Origin of the sequence: Dietzia sp. 179-F 9C3 NHS (assembly GCF_045369825.1) — a bacterium.
Lineage (GTDB): Bacteria > Actinomycetota > Actinomycetes > Mycobacteriales > Mycobacteriaceae > Dietzia.
The window spans coordinates 1-20,196 of sequence record NZ_JBIQES010000021.1 but is presented as its reverse complement, the minus strand read 5'-3'; the positions used below and the strand labels follow the sequence as shown (position 1 = coordinate 20,196).

Sequence of the window (20,196 nt, the reverse complement as noted above, 5' to 3'; positions counted from 1 at the left end):
GCCAGCGGGCAACTCTCACGTCCGCCAGCGGGCACCTTCGTGACCGCCTACGGGCAGTCTCTCGTGTCCGTCGTCAGCGCACCATCCGCACCGCCGAGGCCTTCTCCTCCGGGCTGTACCGCTGCGTCTGCGGCTTCCCTGGCACCTGCTCCTGTGGCATGAACCCATCCTTGTTTCCGAGACCACAGAACTCCACTAGACCCAGGGCGGATCAGTCCGCTTCTTCGAGGAAGGCGTAGGCCTGAAGTCGTGTCGCGCCAGCTGATGGGCCGGTTGCGCGGAGCATTGGGATGTCGACGATTCCAGGCGGCCGACCGCCGGGTGCTGTCATCGGCCCTGGGGCGCTTCGGGGGTCTCGCGCGGCGTCGCGCCATTCCTCTTCGCCCAGATCCCGACCCCTATCGCAGCCGGGACACCGAGGAGCCACGTGACAGCGCCGCCCTCCGGGGATCCCAGTCCGGAGATGAGGGCCCCCAACACGAACGCTGCGGCCAGCGCGACGACTGCAAAGCCGATCGCCCGGCTCGTCCCGGTCTTCGGCTTGGCCGGCTTGGCTTTGATGGCCTCTGGGACCGGTGCCGGGGGCCCCCATGAGTACGGTCGGCCGGAACCGAGCGGCTGAGGCTGCTGGGCGGGCTGTGTCGGCGCGATAGAAGGCATGGGCGCCGGGCTAGCATGCTGCGCGGGGTCGGCGTTCGGCCAGGGTGCTAGCTCCGGCTTCGCTACGGGCTTCGCTGGTGGAGACGGAGCCGGGCGCGACAGGGGCTTCCGCGGTTGTGGCGGAGCGGCCGTGGTTCGTCGGATCTGCACCTGCGGTGTCGGCGGCATATCGGTCGCCGCACCGTGGTCGATGCCGGTGACCCGGCTGGCGGCCTGCTTCGCTTCTCGGATGGCACGGGCGCGCACGGCGGTGGTGGTCTGTCCGAAGGCGTCTGGTACGACGTACTGGGCGTCCGGGTCAAAAGGGGCCAGTGCGGGCAGTCGGACCGCTGGGCCGTCCAGCGTGGCGTCGTCGAGCTCGTGCGCTTTGGCGGCACGAATGGTGAGCTCAGCGGCGATCCCGGACCCTTTGATGGCTCCTCGAACTGCGGTAACCAGGCCTCGGTCGTTGTTGTGCTCGACGGCGGGGAGGAACTTCTCGCTGGTGGCCTTGGTGAGTTCGCCGACTCGTTCGCCGTCGAGTCTCACCTCGGCCACCACTCGCCTGGACCTGGAGGTGACGATTTCCTCCTTGTGGAGGGTCAGGTACAGCGCGCCGGTGCCGCTCGGCGGTACGTGGTCGGCGAGGATGTCAAAGTGGTCGGCCTCTTTGGTGACCTGGATGACGGCGCCAGCGGGCAGGAGGTTGTGCGGCCGCGAAGGCGGGTCGTTGAGCGGCAAGCTCATATCGGGTTCGCCGAGGCCAAGTTGGACGCTGCCATTCTCGAACCGCCCGGACTTCTGATACCAGATCCGTCCCGGCGCGACGGCTGTCATTCCGGACCCGGCGACGCGAGCGATGACAGGCCACCAGTCGCGGTTGGTCTCGCGCGAGAAGTAGCCCACGACGTGCCCTTGGTAGCGGACGGAGATCGCCCAGTCGTCGTACGGGTTGTCCGGTTCGGGCACCAGCTCGAGGTCGACCCTGACGTCGTTGTACTCGGTCTTGGCGTTGCGGTTCCATGCGCGTCTGATCGCGGGAAGGTAGTTGGACTCGCCGACGATCTCGAAGTTCTGCCAGTTCCGGTTGACGCTCCACAGCACGTAGGTCTGGATCACGTGGGCGCGGGCCATCATCATTCTCCTTGGGCTAGGACGGTCGGCTCTGAGCCGGCATCGAGCAGGTCGGAGACGAGTTCGGCGACCCGAACCAGACCATCGGGGCTGAGGAGTTTCAGCGCAGACGCCAGCGGTTCCGCCACGCCCTGCTCGGCGTAGGCGAGCAGGTGTCGCTTCCGGGCTTCGGTAATGGTCATCGTGCTGAGCTCTTCGAGGGCGCCGGCCGAGTTGCGCAGTTTCTCAACGAGCGCGGACAGCTCGTCGGAGCTGAGAGGCTGCCCGTCGATGGGTCTCCCCATGGCGCGGCTGGAGACCAGGTTCGACTGCTCAGCACGCGAAGGAAGACGGTTGCGCCGCTCTTCTGCCGGAGGGCGCGGATCGTCGCTCCGACTCGAACTAGCTCGTGGTCTTTCAAGTCACTCCTTCAGGTCCGGCATTAAAGACCGTATCGGAACAACCTGAAACGGAGTTGGAGTCGGAGGTGCGCCGCGAGCGGGACCTGCATGAGCGGCTCGTCGATTTCACGCGGGACCTGCTGTGGGAGTGGAAGCGCCGGTTTCCAGATCATCCGCCGCCGACGCCACCCCCTTCGTTGGCGCCCTATTTCGACTGAACCTCCCCGGGGAATGGGTCAGTCGGCCGAGATTCAGGCAGTTAGCCGCGACAGCCACATGTGGGCAGATCAGGCTATGACGGCAAACGAGCCCCCGACCCATCACGGATCGGGAGGCATCCGTCATGCCCGGGGGCCGCGACTCGACACCCGGACGATAACCATTGCCACGACGAGAATCACACCGACCACCATCAGGGCAATCCCGAATAGGTCGAGACCTGCAATCGCAAACAGCCCGCCGAGAGCGAGAAAGATGACGGCGAGAAGAGTGAGAATCTGAGCTGCAGACATGCGCGAAGCATAAGCGTTCGCCGGCACGACGGCGCCCAACGGACCACCTCCCCGCACTCGCGGCACTCGCGGATGCGGTATCCGGCCTCGAGAGTGCCGGCGCGGGGCGCCTGCCAGCCGACGAGGACCCGGTCGGGGCCGAGCTCGTGGCCGCGGGAGCAGTGGGTGGGAGCGTCCTCGGTCCAGGGCACGGGTCGGACGGTAGCGGCAGGGTCGGACTTCGTCGTACGCTCGTACGCTCTATGCACGCTGGCCGTGCGCTCCGATGGATGACGACCAGGCACTTCGGTGAACAATAGAACACATGACGTGCGGCACCCTGAACAGGGAAATCCCCAGGCCAGAAATTCTCTGACCTGGGGTTTCCTTTTGTCGGGCTGACAGGATTTGAACCTGCGACCACTTGACCCCCAGTCAAGTGCGCTACCAAACTGCGCCACAGCCCGTCCGCCTCCGCGCGGCTCGCGCGGCGACCGGTCCAGATTAGCGCAGCGCTCACGGCGGAACCAATCGGGGTCCGAGCGCCGCCTACTTGCGCTGGCGGCGCTCCTTGACGCGGACGTTGACGCGCACCGGGGATCCGTCGAAGCCGAACGTCTCCCGCAGGCGCCGCTCGAGGAAGCGGCGGTAGCCGGCCTCGAGGAAGCCGGTGGAGAAGAAGACGAAGGTGGGTGGCCGGGTGGTGGCCTGCGTACAGAAGCGGATGCGAGGCAGGCGCCCGCCGCGCATCGGCGGCGGGGTGGCGGCCACGACCTCGTTCATCCACGTGTTGAGCGGCCCGGTGGGGATCCGCTTGTCCCACGAATCGAGGGCGATCTCCATGGCGGGGACGAGCTTGGCCACCGAGCGCCCGGTCTTTGCGGAGATGTTCACCCGGTGTGCCCAGGACAGGATCTTGGACAGCTCGCGGTCGATCTCCTTGTCGAGGTCGTACCGCCGGTCCTCGTCCACGAGGTCCCACTTGTTGAAGGCGATCACGAGCGCGCGGCCCGCGTCGGCCACCATCGAGATCACCCGCAGGTCCTGCTCGGTGATGGGCTCGGAGGCGTCGAGCAGCAGCACCACGACCTCGGCGGCCTCGATCGCGCCGCGGGTGCGCAGCGACGCGTAGTACTCATGACCGTAGGCCTGGTTGACCTTGCGGCGCAGGCCGGCGGTGTCGACGAAGCGCCACGTCTTGCCGCCCAGCTCGACGAGCGAGTCCACGGGATCGACGGTGGTGCCGGCCACGTTGTCGACGACCGAGCGCTCCTCCCCCGTGAGTTTGTTGAGCAGGCTCGACTTGCCCACGTTCGGTTTGCCCACCAGCGCGACGCGGCGCGGGGCGCCGTCGGACTCGCGCATCCGGGCCTTGGAGGGCAGCCGGTCGACGATCTCGTCGAGCAGGTCGCCGGTGCCCCGGCCGTGGGCGGCCGAAAGCGCGTAGGGCTGGTCCAGGCCCAGCCCCCAGAACTCCGCGGCCTCGAGCTCGGCCTTGTCGCTGTCGACCTTGTTCACGGCGAGGATCACCGGGGTCTCGGAGCGCCGGAGGGTCCGGGCCACTACCTCGTCGCCGGCGGTGATCCCCACGGTGCCGTCGCACACCAGCACGATGAGGTCGGCGGTGCCCATGGCGATCTCGGCCTGCTGGGCAATGGAACGGTGCATGCCCTTGGCGTCCTGCTCCCACCCGCCGGTGTCCTGGACCATGAAGGCCCGGCCGTTCCACAGCGCCTCGTAGGAGACGCGGTCGCGGGTCACGCCCGGCACGTCCTCCACCACGGCCTCGCGGCGGCCAATGATCCGGTTGACCAGGGTGGACTTGCCCACGTTGGGGCGGCCCACGATCGCCACGGTGGGCAGGATCTCCACCCGGTCCAGCTCGGCGCCGATCTCGTCGGCCCACTCCTCGGCGACAGCGTCCCAGTCGGTGTCGTCATCCCAGGTGCCGTCCACGGCGGCGTCGTCGGCGGGCGCGGTGTCGTCGAAGGGCTCGACGCCCTCGTTGCTCGTCACGGTGTGTTCCCTTCTACCAGCTCCACGAGCCGGTCGAGGACCTCGTCCAGGGTGAGGCCGGAGGTGTCGACGACGATGGCGTCGTCGGCGGGGCGTAGCGGGCTCGCCGCGCGGGAGGAGTCCTTGCGGTCGCGTTCGAGCACGGCGGCGAGCACCTCGTCGTAGTCGGCCTCCCGGCCGGCCGCGAGGTCCTGGTCGGTGCGGCGGCGGGCCCGGACCTCCGGGCTGGCGGTGAGGTAGACCTTGACCTCGGCGTCCGGCAGCACCACCGTGCCGATGTCGCGGCCCTCGAGCACCACCGTGCCGCCGTCCGCGGCGAGGCGCCGCTGCAGCGCGACGAGGTTCTCGCGGACCTCGGGCACCGCCGAGACGGCGGAGACGGCGCCGGTGACGCGCGCCGTGCGGATCTCCTCGCTCACGTCCTCCCCTGCCAGCAGGACGCGCTCGGCACCGGCGTCGGTGCCGATCTCCAGCGGCAGGTCGGCGGTCGCGGCGATCACCGCGTCCGGATCCTCCGGGTCGATCCCCGCGCGCAGGACCTGCAGCGTCGCCACCCGGTACATGGCGCCGGTGTCGAGGTATGCCCCGCCCAGCCGGTCGGCGAGCGTGCGGGCGAGGGTGGACTTGCCGGTGCCGGCGGGCCCGTCGATGGCGATGCGGCGCCGGACGACCCGGCGTGCGCCGGGGGCGGGCGTGGTGCTCACAGTCCCACCGCCTCGTAGAGGTCCGAGACCTCTTTCCGGCCCAGTTTGCGGAACGTTCCCGGGCGCTGGTCCCCCAGCGCGACCCCGCCGAACCGGGTGCGGACGAGCCCCTCCACGGGGTGGCCCACCTCGGCGAGTAGCCGCCGCACGATGTGCTTGCGCCCCTCGTGGAGCACGACCTTGACCAGCGAGCGGCCGTCGTGCACGTCGAGCACCGAGAACTGGTCGACCGCGGCGGGCCCGTCCTCGAGGTCCACGCCGTCACGCAACCGCCTGCCCGCGCCCTTTCCCACGACGCCGGTCACCGTGGCCAGGTAGGTCTTGCGCACCTCGTAGGAAGGGTGCATGAGGCGGTGGGCGAGGTCGCCGTCGTTGGTCACCAGGAGCAGCCCCTCGGTGTCGGCGTCGAGCCGGCCCACGTGGAAGAGCCGCTGACCGGCGTCGATCCGGTCGGCGAGCAGGTCACCCACGCAGGGGCGGCCCATGTCGTCGGCCATCGTGGTGTGGACGCCTCGCGGCTTGTTGAGCGCCAGGTAGACCATGTCCTCGTCGAGCACGATGCGGGTGCCGTCGACGCGGATCACGGCCGTGGCCGGGTCCACCTTGACGCCCATCTCGCGGACGATCTTCCCGTCCACCTCGACCCGGCCCCGGGCGATGAGCTCCTCCGAAGCGCGGCGCGAGGCCACACCGGCCTGCGCGAGGATCTTCTGGAGCCGGACCGGTGCGCCGTCTCGGCCAGCGGATTCTGTCATGGGTGCGTCACATCTCTTCGTCGTCGGAATCGTCGTCGGTGCCGTCGGCGGGCTCGGGGCCGTCGGGGTCCGTGTCGGCCCGAGCGTCCCTCCGGCGCCGGCCCACGGGTACCCGCGGGTCCTCCGCGGGGTCGTCGCTCATCTCGTCGACCAGATCCACATCCGGCAGCAGCGGGGCGATGTCCGGGAGCTCGTCGAGCGACGCGAGTCCCAATCTTTCCAGAAAGAGCTCCGTGGTCCTATACAGGATGCCCCCGGTCTCGGCATCGGTGCCGCATTCCACTGCCAGGCCGCGCGCTACGAGCGTCCGCATGACGCCGTCCACGTTGACCCCGCGCACAGCGGCGACCCGCGAACGGGTGACCGGCTGGCGGTAGGCGATCACCGCGAGGGTCTCCAGCGCGGCGCGCGTGAGGGTGGACCGAGCGCCGTCGGTGAGGAGCCGCTCGACATACGGCGCCAGCTCGCGGCGGGTGTAGAGCCGCCAGCCCTCGCCGGTGCGCCGCAGGTCCATCCCACTGCCCGCGGCGGTGAGGTCGTCGCGCCACGCCCGTAGCTCGGCGTCTACCTCCCCGGGCGTCGCGCCGGCCGCTGCGGCGAGCGCCTCCTCCGCCGTCGGTTGGTCCACCACCAGCAGGAGCGCCTCGAGCCGGGCCCGCAGGGGCGGGACGTCGGGACCGGCGGCCTCGTCGTCGTCCCCGGGCGCCCCGGCCCCCCCGGCCGTCACCTCGTCACTCACGTCCATTCGTCCTTCCCCCGGGTCACCTCGACGGCGTCCTCCCCGGTCCAGCTCACGAGTAGGTCCCCCAGCGCCTGGTCCTGGGTGAGCGCCACCGCCCGTGCGCGGTAGAGCTCCAGGAGGGCGAGGAACCGGGCGACGACGACGAGGGACTCCGTGGCACCGGAGACCAGCTCCCGGAAGTCCACCCACTCACCTCTGCCCCGGAACCGCAGCAGCTCGAGGACCCGCCCCGCCTGTTCCGGAACCGACACCACCGGGGTGTGCACGTGCGACACCCCCACCTCCTCGACAGGGCGGGGCCGGAACGCCACGGCGGCGATGGTGGCGAACTGCTCGGCGTCGACGCCCAACTCGACTTCGGGCAGCAGGCCGAGAAACTCCTCGTCTGGACCGGCCGTGCGGGGGTACGAGTGGCGGGCCGTGCGGTCGAGCTCGGCGAACAGCTCCGCCACCTGCCGGAAGGCGCGGAACTGCAGGAGCCGGGCGAAGAGCAGGTCGCGGGCCTGCAGCAGCGCGAGGTCCTCCGGGTCCTGGACCTCCCCGGACGGCACGAGGCGGGCCGTCTTGAGGTCGAGCAGGGTCGCGGCCACCACGAGGAACTCGGTGACCTCCTCGAGGTCCGCCTGCTCCCCCAGGCCCCGGGTGTGGGCGATGAACTCGTCGGTCACCGCGTGCAGGGCCACCTCGGTCACATCGAGGCGCCGCGAGTCGATGAGCTTGAGAAGCAGGTCGAACGGCCCGGTGAAGTTGGTCAGGTGCACCGTGAACGCGGACGGGTCCCCGGCCGCTGGGTCCGGCTCCGCCACGGTCACGGGCCCGGTCACCGCCCGCGCTGGATGACCTCGCGCGCGAGCGCCCGGTAGGCCTGCGCTCCCGCCGACTTCGGCGCCCACGTGGTGATGGGCTCGCCGGCGACGGTCGTCTCGGGGAATCTCACCGTGCGGGTGACGATGGTGTCGAAGACCTTCTCCCCGAACACCTCGACGACCCGGCTCAACACGTCCCGGGCGTGGACCGTGCGGCGGTCGAACATCGTGATGAGGATGCCCGTGACGTGCAGCCGCGGGTTGATCCGGTCGCGGACCTTGTCGATGGTGTCCGTGAGCAGCGCGAGACCGCGCAGGGCGAAGTACTCGCACTCCATGGGGATGAGCACCCCGTCCGAGCAGGCCAGCGCGTTGACGGTGAGCAGGCCGAGCGAGGGCTGGCAGTCGACGAGCACGAAGTCGTAGCGGTCAAGCACCGGGTAGAGCGCCCGGCCCAGCGCCTGCTCGCGGCCCACCTCGTTGACCAGCTGGATCTCCGCGGCCGAGAGGTCGATGTTCGCCGGGATGAGGTCCACGCCGTCCAGCCGCGTGCGGACCAAGACCTCCTCGGTGGACACCGTGTGGTCCACGAGCAGGTTGTAGACGGTGAGGTCCAGCTCGTGGTGGCGGATTCCGAGCCCGGCCGAGAGCGCCCCCTGCGGGTCGAGGTCCACCACGAGCACTCGCCGGCCGTACTCGGCGAGCGCCGCGGCGAGGTTGATGGTGCTGGTGGTCTTGCCGACCCCGCCCTTCTGGTTGCACATCGAGAGCACGGTGGCGGGGCCGTGCGAGGTGAGCGGCTGCGGTTCGGGGATCGCCGCGAAGCCCTCCCCGGCTGCCGGATCGTCGGACCCCAGCAGCTCAGCGCGGGAGAACAGCGCCGGATCCATCGCCCCGGAGTCCTGCGCCACTCGCTTCCCCTCTCGTCGCTCCCCGCCCCGTGTGGGGCCGGTCCCCGGTCACGTTACCGTGCTCGCGGATGGCATTCGGCCCAGACCTCGCGGAGCGTGTCGACCGTGACGAGTGTGTAGACCTGCGTCGTGGTGACGGAAGCGTGCCCGAGCAGTTCCTGGACCACCCGGATGTCCGCTCCGCCGTCCAGTAGATGGGTGGCGAACGAGTGTCGCAGCGAGTGCGGCGAGACCTCGGCGGTCACGCCCGCCCGCTCGGCCGCCCGGGCGACCACCGCCCACAGTGTCTGCCGGGAGATCCGCCCGCCACGGGCGTTGAGGAACAGCGCGGGGCCGCCCCGGACGGCGAGCGTGGGCCGCGCACGGACGAGATAGGCGCCGACGGCGTCGCACGCCGGTCGCCCCACGGGCACTACCCGCTCCTTGTCGCCCTTGCCCCGCAGGATCACCGTCCCGCCCTCGGGGTGATCCAGCCCGTCCAGGTCGTCCACGTCCAGGCCCACGAGCTCGGCGGCGCGGGCGCCGGTGGCGTAGAGCAGTTCGAGCATCGCCCGGTCCCGCAGGCGGGCGGGGTCGGTGTCCACCCCCGTGTCCCCGGACGCCTCCAGCAGGGCCACGACCTGGTCCACCGGCAGCGCCTTGGGCAGGCGCCGGGGCGGGCGCGGCGGAGCGACGGCGGCCGCGGTGTCGACGGCCGTCACGCCGTCGCGGGCGGCGAAGCGGTGCAGGCCCCGCACGGCGGCGAGGGTCCGCGCCACCGAACTCGGGGCCAGCGCCGCGCGGCCGGTGTCGGGGTCCGGGGTCGCCAGGTGCGCGCGGAAGCCCTCGACGTGCGCCTCGCTCACCGCAGCGAGATCGTCCACCCCCAGCGCGGCGAGGTAGTCCCGGTACTTGTCCAGGTCGCGCCGGTAGGCGGACAGGGTGTGGGCGGAGGCTCCCTTCTCGACGGCGAGATGGTCCAGGTAGCCGCGGATCTCGGTCGCGGGGCCGGCGGCCGGGGTCATGGCGGGCCGATCGTCGTCAACCCCGGTCCGACGCCTGGCGTGCGGCGAGGATCCCGGCCACGGCGATGCCGTTGACGATCCGACCGTCGAGCACGGCCTCCACCGCTCCGTCGAGCGACATCCACTCCTGCTCCATGTCGGCCTCCTCGTGGTGCGCCTCGGGGCGGGGCACCTCGCGCAGTCCGGTCGCCAGGTACAGGTGGACCCGCTCGGTGCAGAAGCCGGGCGAGGGGACGACCTCCACGAGCGGCCGCCAGTGCTCCGCCGCCAGGCCGGTCTCCTCGACGAGCTCGCGCCGGGCGGTCTCGAGCGGCTCCTCGCCGTCCACATCGCACAGGCCGGCGGGCAGCTCCCACAGCCGCTCGCCCACCGCGTGCCGGTACTGGCGCACCAGGACGAGCCTGCCCTGGTCGTCGAGCGCCACCACCGCCACGGCGTCGTCGTGGCCGCAGATCTCCCGGTCCGCCGTGCCGCCGTCGGGCATCTCGAGCGTGTCCACGCGCAGGCGGACGACCCGGCCGGCGAAGACCTCGCGAGTGGCGACGGTGCGGAACTCGTGGGAGCCCGGCGGTGAGGTGGACACGGGTGTCAGCTCCCGTCCGCGCGGTTGTCCGAGGTGAGCTCCGGGTCCGCCTTCTTGGCCTTGCGGCCCGAGGTCTTGGCGGCTACCTTGCCGCCGGCCTCCACCTCGCCCGAACGCCAGGGCTCGACGGGCAGGCTCATCTCGTTCTCGTAGTCCAGGGCGGCCTTGACGAACGCCGTGAACAGCGGGTGAGGGCGCGTGGGCCGCGACTTGTACTCGGGGTGGGCCTGCGTGGCCACGAAGAACGGGTGCTGCTCGGTGGGGTACTCGACGAATTCCACCAGGTTGCCGTCGGGCGAGGTGCCCGAGAAGCGGAGGCCGGACTCGGCGACCTTGTCGCGGAAGGCGTTGTTGACCTCGTAGCGGTGCCGGTGACGCTCGGAGACCTCGGTGGTGCCGTAGGCGGCGGCCACGACCGAGCCCTTGGTGAGCACCGCCGGGTAGGCGCCCAGGCGCATGGTGCCGCCGAGGTCGGCGTTCCCGGCCACGGCATCCACCTGGTCGGCCATCGTCGAGATCACCGGGAACTCGGTGTCCGGGTCGAACTCGGTCGACGACGCGCCCTCCAGACCCACCGAGCGGGCCGCCTCGATCACCGCGCACTGCAGGCCAAGGCACAGGCCGAGCAGCGGGATGCGGTTCTTTCGCGACCACGAGATGGCGCCGAGCTTGCCCTCGATGCCGCGGATGCCGAACCCGCCGGGGACGAGGATGCCGTCCACGCCGCGCAGCGCCTCGCGGGCCCCGGACTCGGTGGCGCAGGCGTCGGACTCCACCCAGCGGATGTTGACGCGAGCCTGGTGGGCGAACCCGCCGGCGCGCAGGGCCTCGGTCACCGACAGGTAGGCGTCGGGCAGGTCGATGTACTTTCCGACCAGCGCGATGGTGACCTCTTCGCGCGGCTCGTGGACGCGCGTGAGCAGATCGCCCCACACCGTCCAGTCCACGTCGCGGAACGGAAGGTTGAGCTTGCGGATCACGTGCGTGTCGAGGTGCTCGGAGAAGAGCACCTTGGGGATGTCGTAGATGCTCGGGGCGTCCGGAGTGGAGACGACGCCCTCGACGTCGACGTCGCACATGAGCGCGATCTTGTTCTTGAGCCCGTCCGGCACCTCTCGGTCGCAGCGCAGGATGAGGCCGTCGGGCACGATGCCGATCGACCGCAGGGCGGCCACCGAGTGCTGGGTGGGCTTGGTCTTGAGTTCCCCCGACGGCGCAAGGTAGGGCACCAGGGAGACGTGGAGAAAGAAGATGTTCTCGCGGCCCACCTCGTGGCGCACCTGGCGGCAGGCCTCGAGGAAGGGCTGTGACTCGATGTCGCCCACCGTGCCGCCGACCTCGGTGATCACCACGTCGGGGCGGAGCCCCTCCGCGTCCGGCGCGCTCATCCCGATGATGCGTTCCTTGATGGCGTCCGTGATGTGCGGGATCACCTGCACCGTCTGACCCAGGTACTCACCGCGGCGTTCTTTGGCGATGACCGCCGAGTACACCTGGCCGGTGGTGACGTTGGCGTTGGCGCCCAGGTCGCGGTCGAGGAACCGCTCGTAGTGGCCCAGGTCGAGGTCCGCCTCGGCGCCGTCCTCGGTGACGAAGACCTCGCCGTGCTCGAACGGGTTCATGGTGCCCGGGTCCACGTTGATGTACGGGTCGAGCTTCTGCATGGTCACCCGCAGGCCGCGGGCGGTGAGGAGCTGGCCCAGGCTCGAGGCGGTCAGCCCCTTCCCCAGCGACGAGGCCACGCCACCGGTGACGAAGATGTGCTTGGTCGCGTTCCGCGAGGCGGCTCGGTTCGGTGACAAGGAGACTCCCGTGTCCAGGCGCCGGAATGAATGATTACTGGTGTGGCTCCGGTGCTCCCCACGGGGTTTCAGGCTAGCACCGTGCGGGCCCCTCGCGTCAGGGCGACACCGCGGGGATCGCCGAAGTGGCGTCGTCCCGCATACCGTAGTGCCCCTGCTTCCGGTCCAGCTGGTCGGCGAGGGCGAGTGCGGTGGCCAGCCGGCCGGCGTCGGCGCCGACGTTGTCGACCGTCGAGACCGTGTCGTCGCCGGAGGAACGGAGCACGGAGACCGCGTCGGGGTCGCCACCACCCCCGAGTTCGGCGCCGAGCACGGCGCCCGCGCCCTCGCGGTCCAGGGCCCGGGTGAGCGCGGCGACCCGGACGGCCACCGACTCCTGCTCGACTGGCCCGGTGACGACGAGCGTGAGCTGGCCGGGGCGGATCGTGCCCCGCTCGAACTCGACCATCCCGGCGTCGGCGAGGGTGCGCAGCACCGCGCCGCGGTCCTCGTCGGACAGGTGCGGCTGGGCGTCCTCGGTCCGCAGCAGACCCGCCCGCCCGAGAGCGGTACCGAGTTTCGTGCCGAGGTCGGCGTCGGCGGCCGGCGCCGTCCCGATCGGCAGGTTGGCGACTAACGCCTCGAGCTCGGCGTCCACGGCCGGGTCGAACGCCCTGTCCGCGAGCGTGAGACGACCGGCGTCGACGCCACCCGCGCGGCCGATCATGTCGACGGCGGCGCGGACGTCCCGGTCCTGCGCGCCGGGGGCCACCACGACGAGCACGGGCCGGTCCCGGAGCCTGCCGTCCACGACCTTGTGCGCGACGGTGGCGGCCAGCCCGTCGAGGCGGTCCACGTCCCGGTGGGCCTCCGCGAGGTCGGACTCGGTTGTCTCGAGGCGGGCTGCCGTGGTCTCCTCGCGGTCCACCACCGCGTCGCGGACCGACGACGCGACGGACGTCGAGCCGAGCAGCACTCCGATCGCGAGCGCCAGGAAGACGGCGACCAGCGTGAGGACGTGGCGGCGGAGCGAGATCACGTGAACAGGCCCTGCACCCAGAGGGCGAAGGAGTTCCAGGTCTCGATGGCCCACACGAGCAGGTCCTGCGCGGCGTCGCGGGCCACGACCACGGCGGCCACGGCGACGAGCGCGGCCAGCACGACCAGCGCGAGTCCGATGCCGTTTCCGCGCGACCGGTACAGCGTGGCGCAGGCGTCGGCGTGGACGAGGCGCGCGGAGACGGCCTTGTCGACCATGGTCCCCGACGGCGCGGCGGCCGGGGCGAACGCGCCCTCGAGGCCGCGGTCGTCGCCGGTGAGGACGATCATCTCGGCCCCGCCGTGGAAGGCGAGCAGCAGCGCCATGTCGCGCGCGGTCGCGGCCGCCGGGAAGGTGGTGGCGCCCACACCGAGCGCGGTGACGCGCTCGAGCCCCTCGGCGCGGCCGTCACGGTCGGCCGGCACGACGAGCACGGCGCCGTCGGTGAGGACCTCGTCGGAGACGGCGGTGGGGGTGGCGACGACGACGTCGGCCGAGTGCTTGGCGGCGCGCAGGAGCTCCGCTCCCCCGTCCACGCCCACGAGGACCGGCCGGTACTCCTTGATGAACGGCTTGAGGGCGGCCAGCTGATCCTCGGAGCCCGCGTCGCCGGTGACCACCACGACGTGGCGGTCGGAGAACTCCACGTCGAGCTCGGGCAGCCCCTCGCCGTCGAGCAGGAGCGGGTGCTCGAGGCTGAGGAACTCGGTGGCGGCCGCCATGTGTCCGAGGGCGGCGTCGACGTAGTCGGACTCCGCGGCGTCGACCTCGGCGAGCAGGGTCGCCGGGCCGGCCTCACGTCCGGAGGCGAGCTCTTCGTCGTTTTTCGCTGCGTAGACCACACCGTCGTCGATCCGAACCCGGGACCCGTCGGCCACCTCGGCGAGGTCGGCGTCTTCGATCACGGGGATGGTCGACGCGGCGAGCACGCGGAACGCGGTGCGCGGCAGCATCTCCTCCCCCTCGCGCGGGACGTGGACCACCGCGGCGACGTCGGCCTCGACGAGGGCGCGCGCCGTGGCGGGAGGGGTGCGGTTGAGATCCAGGACCGCGACGTCCTTCGCGCCGAGGCGCCGAGGGAGGGGCGAACCCGGCCGGAGGTGGCGGACAGTGCCGACGACACCGGGGAGATCAACGGAGCGACGATGGAGCAGACCCGACATCTTCATGGGGCCGAGTATCACCGGTGTGATTCGTGTGACGAGGGAGGCGCCCTCGGCGTGTCGGGTTTAATCCTCGACTTGAGCTTGAGACTTGTCCGAGCGGGCGCGCGCTAGGAGTTCCTCGGCGTGGGCGAGGCCCGTATCGGTGTCTTCCATGCCGGCGAGCATCCGCGCGAGCTCGGTCACGCGGTCGCCGTTCCCGAGCGTCCGCACCCCGGACACCACCCCGTCCTCGCCGCCGTCGACGCTCTTGTGCACCACGAGGTGGGTGTCGGCGTAGGCGGCGACCTGCGCGAGATGGGTCACCGCGATGACCTGGTGGGTGCGGGCCAGGGTGGCCAGGCGGCGCCCGATGCTCAGCGCGGCGCGGCCGCCGACGCCGGCGTCGACCTCGTCGAAGACCAGGGTTCCGCCGCCGCTGCGCTCGGCCAGGACCACCTCAAGGGCCAGCATGACGCGGGAGAGCTCGCCGCCGGACGCCCCCTTGCCCAGGGGCACCAGACCGGCGGGGCCGTCGAGGGCCAACTCGACGTCGTCGAGCCCCGATTCCGTGGCCCCGGCGAGCCCCTCGCCGGCCGGGGTGACGCGCGCGACGAGGCCCGCGCCGCCCATGGACAGTTCGGCGAGTTCCGCGGTGACGCGGGTGGCCAGGTCGTCGCCGGCGGCGCGGCGGGCCGCAGTGAGCTCGGCGCCACGGGCCGCGACCTCGGCAGCCAGACGGTCGGTCGCGGCCCGCAGCTCCGCGACCGCCGAGTCCGACGTGTCCACCTCCGCGAGCCGCGCGCGGGCCCGCTCCGCCCACGCGATCACGTCCTCGACGTCAGCCCCGTACTTGCGGGTGAGGGTCTTGAGCTCGTGGCGCCGCTCGAGCGCCGAGTCGAGGTCGGCGGCGTCCTCGGGCAGCTCCGCCAGGTAGAGGCCGAGCTCGGTGGCGGCGTCGCCGACCGCGGTCACGGCCTCTCCCAGACTCGTTGCGATCGCGTCGAGGGCCGGGTCCCCCGCGCCGGCCAGGCGGTGGCGCAGGTGGTCCAGGACGCCGACCACCGGCTCGGCCGCCTCGCCGTCCCCGGTGAGTGCGGTGTGCGCCTGCCCCGCCACCTCGCGCAGTTCCTCGGAGTCGGTGAGCCGGCGGATCACGGCGTCGAGCTCGTCCTCCTCCCCCGGCCGCGGGTCCAGCGCGTCGATCTCGTCGAGGCCGTGGCGAAGCAGGTCGGCCTCGCGGGCGAGCTCGCGTGCACGCCCGGTCCGCTCGGCCAGCGACCGTTCGGCCTCGCGCCAGCTCCGGTAGGCGTCGCGGTAGGCCTTGAGCGCCGTCCTCGTGGCCTCACCCCCGTGGGCGTCGACGGCGTCGCGCTGCCGGTCCGGTCGCAGGAGTCGCAGTTGGTCGTTCTGGCCGTGGACGGCGAGGATCGGCGCACAGAACCGAGCGAGAGTTCCCGCCGGCACGGACCGGCCGCCGAGGCGGGCGCGGGACCGCCCGTCGGCGGCCACCCTCCGCGCGGCGATCACCGAGCCGTCCTCGTCGAGCTCCACGTCCGCGTCCTCGAGCAGTTCGTCGAGTTCGCGCCGATCGCCGGTGTCCATGGTCGCCGCGGCCGCGAGGTCGAAGCGGCCCTCGACGACGGCCTTGTCCTCGCCGCGGCGGACCCGCCCGGGGTCGGCACGGCCGCCGGCGAGAAGCCGCAGGCCGGTGACCACCATCGTCTTGCCGGCGCCGGTCTCGCCCGTGAGGACCGACAGGCCCGGGGCGAACTCGGCGACGGCCTCGTCGATCACGCCGAGGCCGCTGATCCGTAGTTCCGAGAGCACGCCCCCACCCTAGGGGAGCCGGCGGGAGGCCGGACGTCCCCGCCATCCCGTGACGGGCAGCTCGAACTTGGTGACGAGTCGGTCGGTGAACGGCGAGTCGTCGAGACGCACCCACTTGACGGGGCGTCGTCCGCTCACCACCTCCACGCGGCTCCCGGCGGGCGCGGCGATCTCGCGGCGCCCGTCCAGGACCACCACCGCGTCGCCGGAGTGGGTGGCGGTCTCCACGGCGACGCGCGAGCTGGGCGCCACCACCATGGGCCGGGCGAACAGCGCGTGGGCGTTGTTGGGGACGACGAGGATGGCGTCGAGCTCCGGCCACACGATGGGACCACCGGCCGAGAAGGCGTACGCCGTGGACCCGGTCGGGGTGGAGACCAGGATGCCGTCGCAGCCGTAGTCGCTGACCGGCCGACCGTCGATCTCGACCGAGGCCTCGAGCACGCCCTGCCGGGCGGTCTTCTCGATGCTCGCCTCGTTGAGGGCCCAGTCGCGGCCCACGACACGGTCCCCGTGGAGGACTGTCGCCTCGACCGTCATACGTTCGACCACCCGGTAGTCGCGCGCGGCGATCTGCTCGACCACAGGGCTCAACGAGGACACCTCCGACTCGGCCAGGAAGCCGATGTGGCCCAGGTTGACGCCGAGGACCGGCACGTCGGCGGCGGTGGCGTACTGGCAGGCGCGCAGAAAGGTGCCGTCGCCGCCCAGGACCAGCACGAGCTCGCACCCGACCGCCGCCTCCGCGGTGTCGGGCACCGACTCCACCCCGGTGCCGGTGGGCACCGACTCAAAGGTGTCCTCGAGCATCCGCACGGCGATCCCGCGACTCCGGCACGCGTCCACCACCTGGTAGACGGTGGCGGCGATGTCGGGGCGGCCGATGTTGGCCTCGAGCAGCAGGCGTCGTGGCGCAGCCTCCGGGGTCCCGGTCACTGTGGCCCCCTCCTCACGGCGCTCTGCACCAGGGAGTGCATCTCGTCCGGGTCGAGGCGCACCGGAGCGTCGGGGCTCCTGCGGAGCCACAGGAAGTACTCGACGTTCCCGCTCGGCCCCGGCAGCGGGCTGGCCACGCAGCCCTCCGTGCGGAGGCCGACCTCGGCCGCCGAGCGGACAACCCCTAAGACCGCCTCGTGGCGCAGCGCCGGGTCGCGGACCACGCCGCCCGCGCCGACGCGGTTCCTGCCCACCTCGAACTGCGGCTTGACCATGGGGAGCAGGTCGCCCCCGACGCGCGTGCACGCGGCGAGCGCGGGAAGCACCAGCGGAAGGGAGATGAAGGACAGGTCGGCGACCACGAGGTCGACCTCCCCGCCGATCGCCTCCGACGTCAGGGTGCGCACGTTGGTCTTGTCGTGGACGCCCACCCGGTCGTCGCTGCGGAGCCGCCAGACGAGCTGGCCGTAGCCCACGTCGGCGGCCTCGACCCGCTCGGCGCCCCGGGCGAGGAGGACATCGGTGAACCCGCCGGTCGAGGCACCCGCGTCGAGGCAGCGGCGGCCCTCGACGGTCAGGCCCGCCGGCGCGAACGCGTCGAGGGCGCCGAGGAGTTTGTGTGCGCCGCGCGAGGCCCATTCGGGTTCGTCGGACGCGGCGAGCGCCACGGACGTGGTGGGCTCGACCTGCGTCGCCGGCTTGGTGGCCACGACACCGTTGACGAGGACGCGGCCACCGTCGATGAGGTCCCGGGCCCGTTCCCGGCTGTCGCACATCTTGCGGCGCACCAGTTCGGCGTCCAGCCGCATCCGCTTGGCTGCCATCAGCGCGGGGAGTCCAGGGACGCCAGTGCCTGGGCGAGCAGGTCGTGTGCGGCGTCGAGGGCCTCGACCTGGTGATCACGGACGCCGCCGTCTTCGTCGTCCGCGCCGGGCGCTCCCGCCGAGTCGGCGAGCAGGTCGTCGAACGTCTGCCGCAGCTCGTCCACGTCGGGCCCGACGGACGGCGCGGGCCCGGGACGCGGGGAGCTGCCGGGGGTGGTCACGGCTGCCACGCTAGTCGACGGGGAAGCCGGCGTCGGCGAGCCGTCCCCTCAGCCCATCGCTTTGGGCGGTCACCGCCGTCGCCTCCTGCGTCCACGCGCGGCGCAGGACGGCGCGCGCCAGGTCCATGCCGTCGAGGCCAGCGGGAAGCTCCGCCACGGTCAACACCCGGTCGCAGGCCTCGGCGGTGAGCTCTGCGGCGGCGGCGATGCGGCTCGCTTCGTCGGGTTCGGCCAGTGCCCCGAGATCCCGGGACAGGTGTGTCGGGCGGCGGTGCGCGGGCGCGGTGATCAGGTCGGCCACGGCGTGGACCCCCGTGAGCACCATGAGCGAGGACATCCCGGCGGCGACGGCGCCCTCGATGTCGGTGTCGAGCCGGTCCCCCACGACGAGCGGTCGGGCGGACCCGACGCGTTCTGCCGCCGCGAGCAGGACGCCCGCCGCCGGCTTGCCCGCGACCACAGGTTCCCGCTCGGAGGCGGCCCGCAACGCAGCGACGAGCGAGCCGTTGCCGGGCAGCAGGCCGCGTTCGGTGGGCAGGGTGGTGTCGACGTTCGAGGCGATCCACGGCACGCCGGTGTGTAGCGCCAAGCACCCCTCGGCGAGATCGGCCCAGGTCAGTTCGCGGGACAGACCCTGAAGCACGGCCTGCGGGTCATCGTCGGCGCTGTGGACCACCTCGTATCCGGCCTCGGTGGCCAGGTCCCGGAAGCTGTCGTGACCCACCACGAGCACGCGGGCGCCGTCGGCAACGTGGTCGGCCAGCATGACCACCGCGGCCTGCGCGCTCGTCATGACGTCGGAGGCCTCGGCGGCGAACCCCAGGTCGCGCAGGTGCTCGGCGGTCCCGGACGGCGCCCGACTGGCGTTGTTGGTGACGTAGACGACGGGCAGACCAGATTCCTCGAGGGCCGCTGAAGCCCCGGGGACGGGCTCGGTGCCCCGGATGAGCGTGCCGTCGAGGTCGGCGAGGACGGCGTCGTGCCGGGACGACAGGCAGTCCGTGGTCACGACGCCCCATCCTCCAGCTCGGCCACACGGGACGACGCGTCCGTCGTCTGCTCCGGATCGGCGGCGACGGCGTGGCGGAACCATTCCGCCGCCTCGGCACGCCGACCGGTGGCGAGCAGCACCTCGGCGTAGGCGTAGTCCAGGCGGGCGGCCTCCTCGCCGGTGGCGGCCGCGTCGAGGCCGGCGTCCTGCAGGGTGACGAGCGCGGCGTCGAGCTGCCCCATGTCCACCCGGGCGCCCGCTTCAACGATCCGCAGTTCGACGAGGTCCTCGCCGCTGACCTGGCGGGACTCGTCCCCCCGGGCCAGCTCGATGGCCTTCTCGGGGCGGCCTAGTCCGCGCTCGCAGTCCGCCATCATCGCGAGGAGCCCGGGTCCGCCGGAGATGCGGCGGGCCGCTCGCAACTCGCCGAGCGCCTCCGCCCATTCGCCGGCCCGGTAGGCGAGCACGCCCAGGGTCTCGCGGACAACCCCGATCCGGCCGGCGCGGTTCTTGGCGGCTCGGCCGTGGGCAAGCGCCCGGACCGGGTCGTCGTCCACGAGGTACATGGCAGCCACGAGGTGGCGGGCGACGTTGTCGGCGTTCGTCTTGTCGAGGCCCCGCAGATCCCGACGGACGTCCGCATCGAGCTCGGAGGCCTCGATGTCGTCGGGCAGCGCCGGCTCGTCGGCCCGAGCGGCCTGCCGGGCGTCCCGGCCCGGCCGGCCTTCGCGGTCACCCCTTCGAGGGCCACCGCGACGCTGGTCGCCCCGGCGCTGGTCTCCCCCCCACCGGGCACCACCCCGCGGGTCGCCTCCCCTGTCATGTCCTCCGCGACGGGGGCCGGCGCCGCGCTGCGGACCACCGGACCTGTCCCCCTCTCGGCGGGGGCCGTCCCGACGTTCGCCGCGCCGTGCAGCGCCGTCCCGTCCGTCGGCCGAGCCGGTGCCGTCGTAGCGTTTGCCGCGGCGTTCACCGTAGGAACTGTTGTCCCGCCGAGGGCGGCCGTCCGTCCGGTCGCCGCGACGCGGTACGTCGCGGTCTCCCCGGCGGGGGGTGCGGTCAAAGGCGCCTGACTGGGGATCGTTCACGTCGTACACCTTACTGGGCGGAAATCGGGGCGGACCGTCTCGGAACGTCGGCCAGCAAATAGAACCAGCGGGAGGAACGTGTCGTCCCTCCCGCTGGTCATCAAGTTGTGTTCGGCGGTGTCCTACTCTCCCACACCCTCTCGAGTGCAGTACCATCGGCGCTGGCAGGCTTAGCTTCC

20 protein-coding genes and 1 tRNA gene are annotated in these 20,196 nt (G+C 72.0%); all 21 read right to left on the bottom strand.

Annotation, left to right across the window (positions count from 1 at the left end):
- Positions 1-327: 327 nt before the first annotated feature.
- On the bottom strand, positions 328-1,773 hold the full coding sequence (locus ACH0BZ_RS15760) for an HIRAN domain-containing protein (protein ID WP_406899660.1): 1,446 nt from the start codon (positions 1,771-1,773) through the stop codon (positions 328-330).
- A gap of 2 nt (positions 1,774-1,775) precedes the next feature.
- Positions 1,776-2,057 carry a hypothetical protein gene (locus ACH0BZ_RS15755; RefSeq protein ID WP_406899658.1) on the bottom strand — a complete coding sequence of 94 codons (282 nt, stop codon included), beginning with the start codon at positions 2,055-2,057 and terminating at the stop codon, positions 1,776-1,778.
- Positions 2,058-2,494: 437 nt separating this feature from the next.
- A complete protein-coding gene (locus ACH0BZ_RS15750) occupies positions 2,495-2,665 on the bottom strand; it encodes a hypothetical protein (protein WP_406899657.1) in 171 nt (56 codons plus the stop codon).
- Positions 2,666-3,037: 372 nt separating this feature from the next.
- A tRNA-Pro gene (locus ACH0BZ_RS15745) sits at positions 3,038-3,111 on the bottom strand.
- 82 nt (positions 3,112-3,193) lie between these two features.
- Positions 3,194-4,660 carry a ribosome biogenesis GTPase Der gene (der, locus tag ACH0BZ_RS15740; RefSeq protein ID WP_406899655.1) on the bottom strand — a complete coding sequence of 489 codons (1,467 nt, stop codon included), beginning with the start codon at positions 4,658-4,660 and terminating at the stop codon, positions 3,194-3,196.
- Positions 4,657-5,364 carry a (d)CMP kinase gene (gene cmk / locus ACH0BZ_RS15735; protein WP_406899654.1) on the bottom strand — a complete coding sequence of 236 codons (708 nt, stop codon included), beginning with the start codon at positions 5,362-5,364 and terminating at the stop codon, positions 4,657-4,659. The genes der and cmk overlap by 4 nt, the downstream gene beginning before the upstream one ends.
- On the bottom strand, positions 5,361-6,119 hold the full coding sequence (locus ACH0BZ_RS15730) for a pseudouridine synthase (protein WP_406899653.1): 759 nt from the start codon (positions 6,117-6,119) through the stop codon (positions 5,361-5,363). The genes cmk and ACH0BZ_RS15730 overlap by 4 nt, the downstream gene beginning before the upstream one ends.
- 7 nt (positions 6,120-6,126) lie before the next feature.
- Positions 6,127-6,864 carry an SMC-Scp complex subunit ScpB gene (gene scpB, locus ACH0BZ_RS15725; protein ID WP_406899652.1) on the bottom strand — a complete coding sequence of 246 codons (738 nt, stop codon included), beginning with the start codon at positions 6,862-6,864 and terminating at the stop codon, positions 6,127-6,129.
- Complete coding sequence (locus ACH0BZ_RS15720; protein ID WP_406899651.1) at positions 6,855-7,685, bottom strand: segregation and condensation protein A; 831 nt, start codon at positions 7,683-7,685, stop codon at positions 6,855-6,857. The genes scpB and ACH0BZ_RS15720 overlap by 10 nt, the downstream gene beginning before the upstream one ends.
- Positions 7,682-8,557: a ParA family protein gene (locus tag ACH0BZ_RS15715; protein ID WP_406899662.1), complete on the bottom strand. Its 876-nt coding sequence runs from the start codon at positions 8,555-8,557 to the stop codon at positions 7,682-7,684. The genes ACH0BZ_RS15720 and ACH0BZ_RS15715 overlap by 4 nt, the downstream gene beginning before the upstream one ends.
- Before the next feature lie 74 nt (positions 8,558-8,631).
- On the bottom strand, positions 8,632-9,582 hold the full coding sequence (locus tag ACH0BZ_RS15710) for a tyrosine recombinase (RefSeq protein WP_406899650.1): 951 nt from the start codon (positions 9,580-9,582) through the stop codon (positions 8,632-8,634).
- Between the two features lie 16 nt (positions 9,583-9,598).
- Positions 9,599-10,165, bottom strand: a complete 567-nt coding sequence (locus tag ACH0BZ_RS15705; protein WP_406899649.1) for an NUDIX domain-containing protein — start codon at positions 10,163-10,165, stop codon at positions 9,599-9,601.
- A 5-nt stretch (positions 10,166-10,170) separates the two neighbouring features.
- Positions 10,171-11,967, bottom strand: a complete 1,797-nt coding sequence (locus tag ACH0BZ_RS15700; protein ID WP_406899648.1) for a CTP synthase — start codon at positions 11,965-11,967, stop codon at positions 10,171-10,173.
- A 97-nt stretch (positions 11,968-12,064) separates the two neighbouring features.
- Positions 12,065-12,985 carry a copper transporter gene (locus ACH0BZ_RS15695; RefSeq protein WP_406899647.1) on the bottom strand — a complete coding sequence of 307 codons (921 nt, stop codon included), beginning with the start codon at positions 12,983-12,985 and terminating at the stop codon, positions 12,065-12,067.
- On the bottom strand, positions 12,982-14,154 hold the full coding sequence (gene steA, locus ACH0BZ_RS15690) for a putative cytokinetic ring protein SteA (protein WP_406899646.1): 1,173 nt from the start codon (positions 14,152-14,154) through the stop codon (positions 12,982-12,984). The genes ACH0BZ_RS15695 and steA overlap by 4 nt, the downstream gene beginning before the upstream one ends.
- A 60-nt stretch (positions 14,155-14,214) precedes the next feature.
- Positions 14,215-15,957 (bottom strand): DNA repair protein RecN, encoded by a 1,743-nt coding sequence (recN, locus tag ACH0BZ_RS15685; protein WP_406899645.1) that lies wholly within the window; start codon positions 15,955-15,957, stop codon positions 14,215-14,217.
- A 9-nt stretch (positions 15,958-15,966) separates the two neighbouring features.
- A complete protein-coding gene (locus ACH0BZ_RS15680) occupies positions 15,967-16,893 on the bottom strand; it encodes an NAD kinase (protein WP_406899644.1) in 927 nt (308 codons plus the stop codon).
- Positions 16,890-17,717 carry a TlyA family RNA methyltransferase gene (locus tag ACH0BZ_RS15675; protein WP_406899643.1) on the bottom strand — a complete coding sequence of 276 codons (828 nt, stop codon included), beginning with the start codon at positions 17,715-17,717 and terminating at the stop codon, positions 16,890-16,892. The genes ACH0BZ_RS15680 and ACH0BZ_RS15675 overlap by 4 nt, the downstream gene beginning before the upstream one ends.
- Complete coding sequence (locus ACH0BZ_RS15670; RefSeq protein WP_406899642.1) at positions 17,717-17,938, bottom strand: hypothetical protein; 222 nt, start codon at positions 17,936-17,938, stop codon at positions 17,717-17,719. The genes ACH0BZ_RS15675 and ACH0BZ_RS15670 overlap by 1 nt, the downstream gene beginning before the upstream one ends.
- Positions 17,939-17,948: 10 nt before the next feature.
- Complete coding sequence (locus tag ACH0BZ_RS15665; RefSeq protein ID WP_406899641.1) at positions 17,949-18,947, bottom strand: HAD-IIA family hydrolase; 999 nt, start codon at positions 18,945-18,947, stop codon at positions 17,949-17,951.
- Positions 18,944-20,017, bottom strand: a complete 1,074-nt coding sequence (locus ACH0BZ_RS15660; RefSeq protein ID WP_406899640.1) for a hypothetical protein — start codon at positions 20,015-20,017, stop codon at positions 18,944-18,946. The genes ACH0BZ_RS15665 and ACH0BZ_RS15660 overlap by 4 nt, the downstream gene beginning before the upstream one ends.
- Positions 20,018-20,196: the final 179 nt, after the last annotated feature.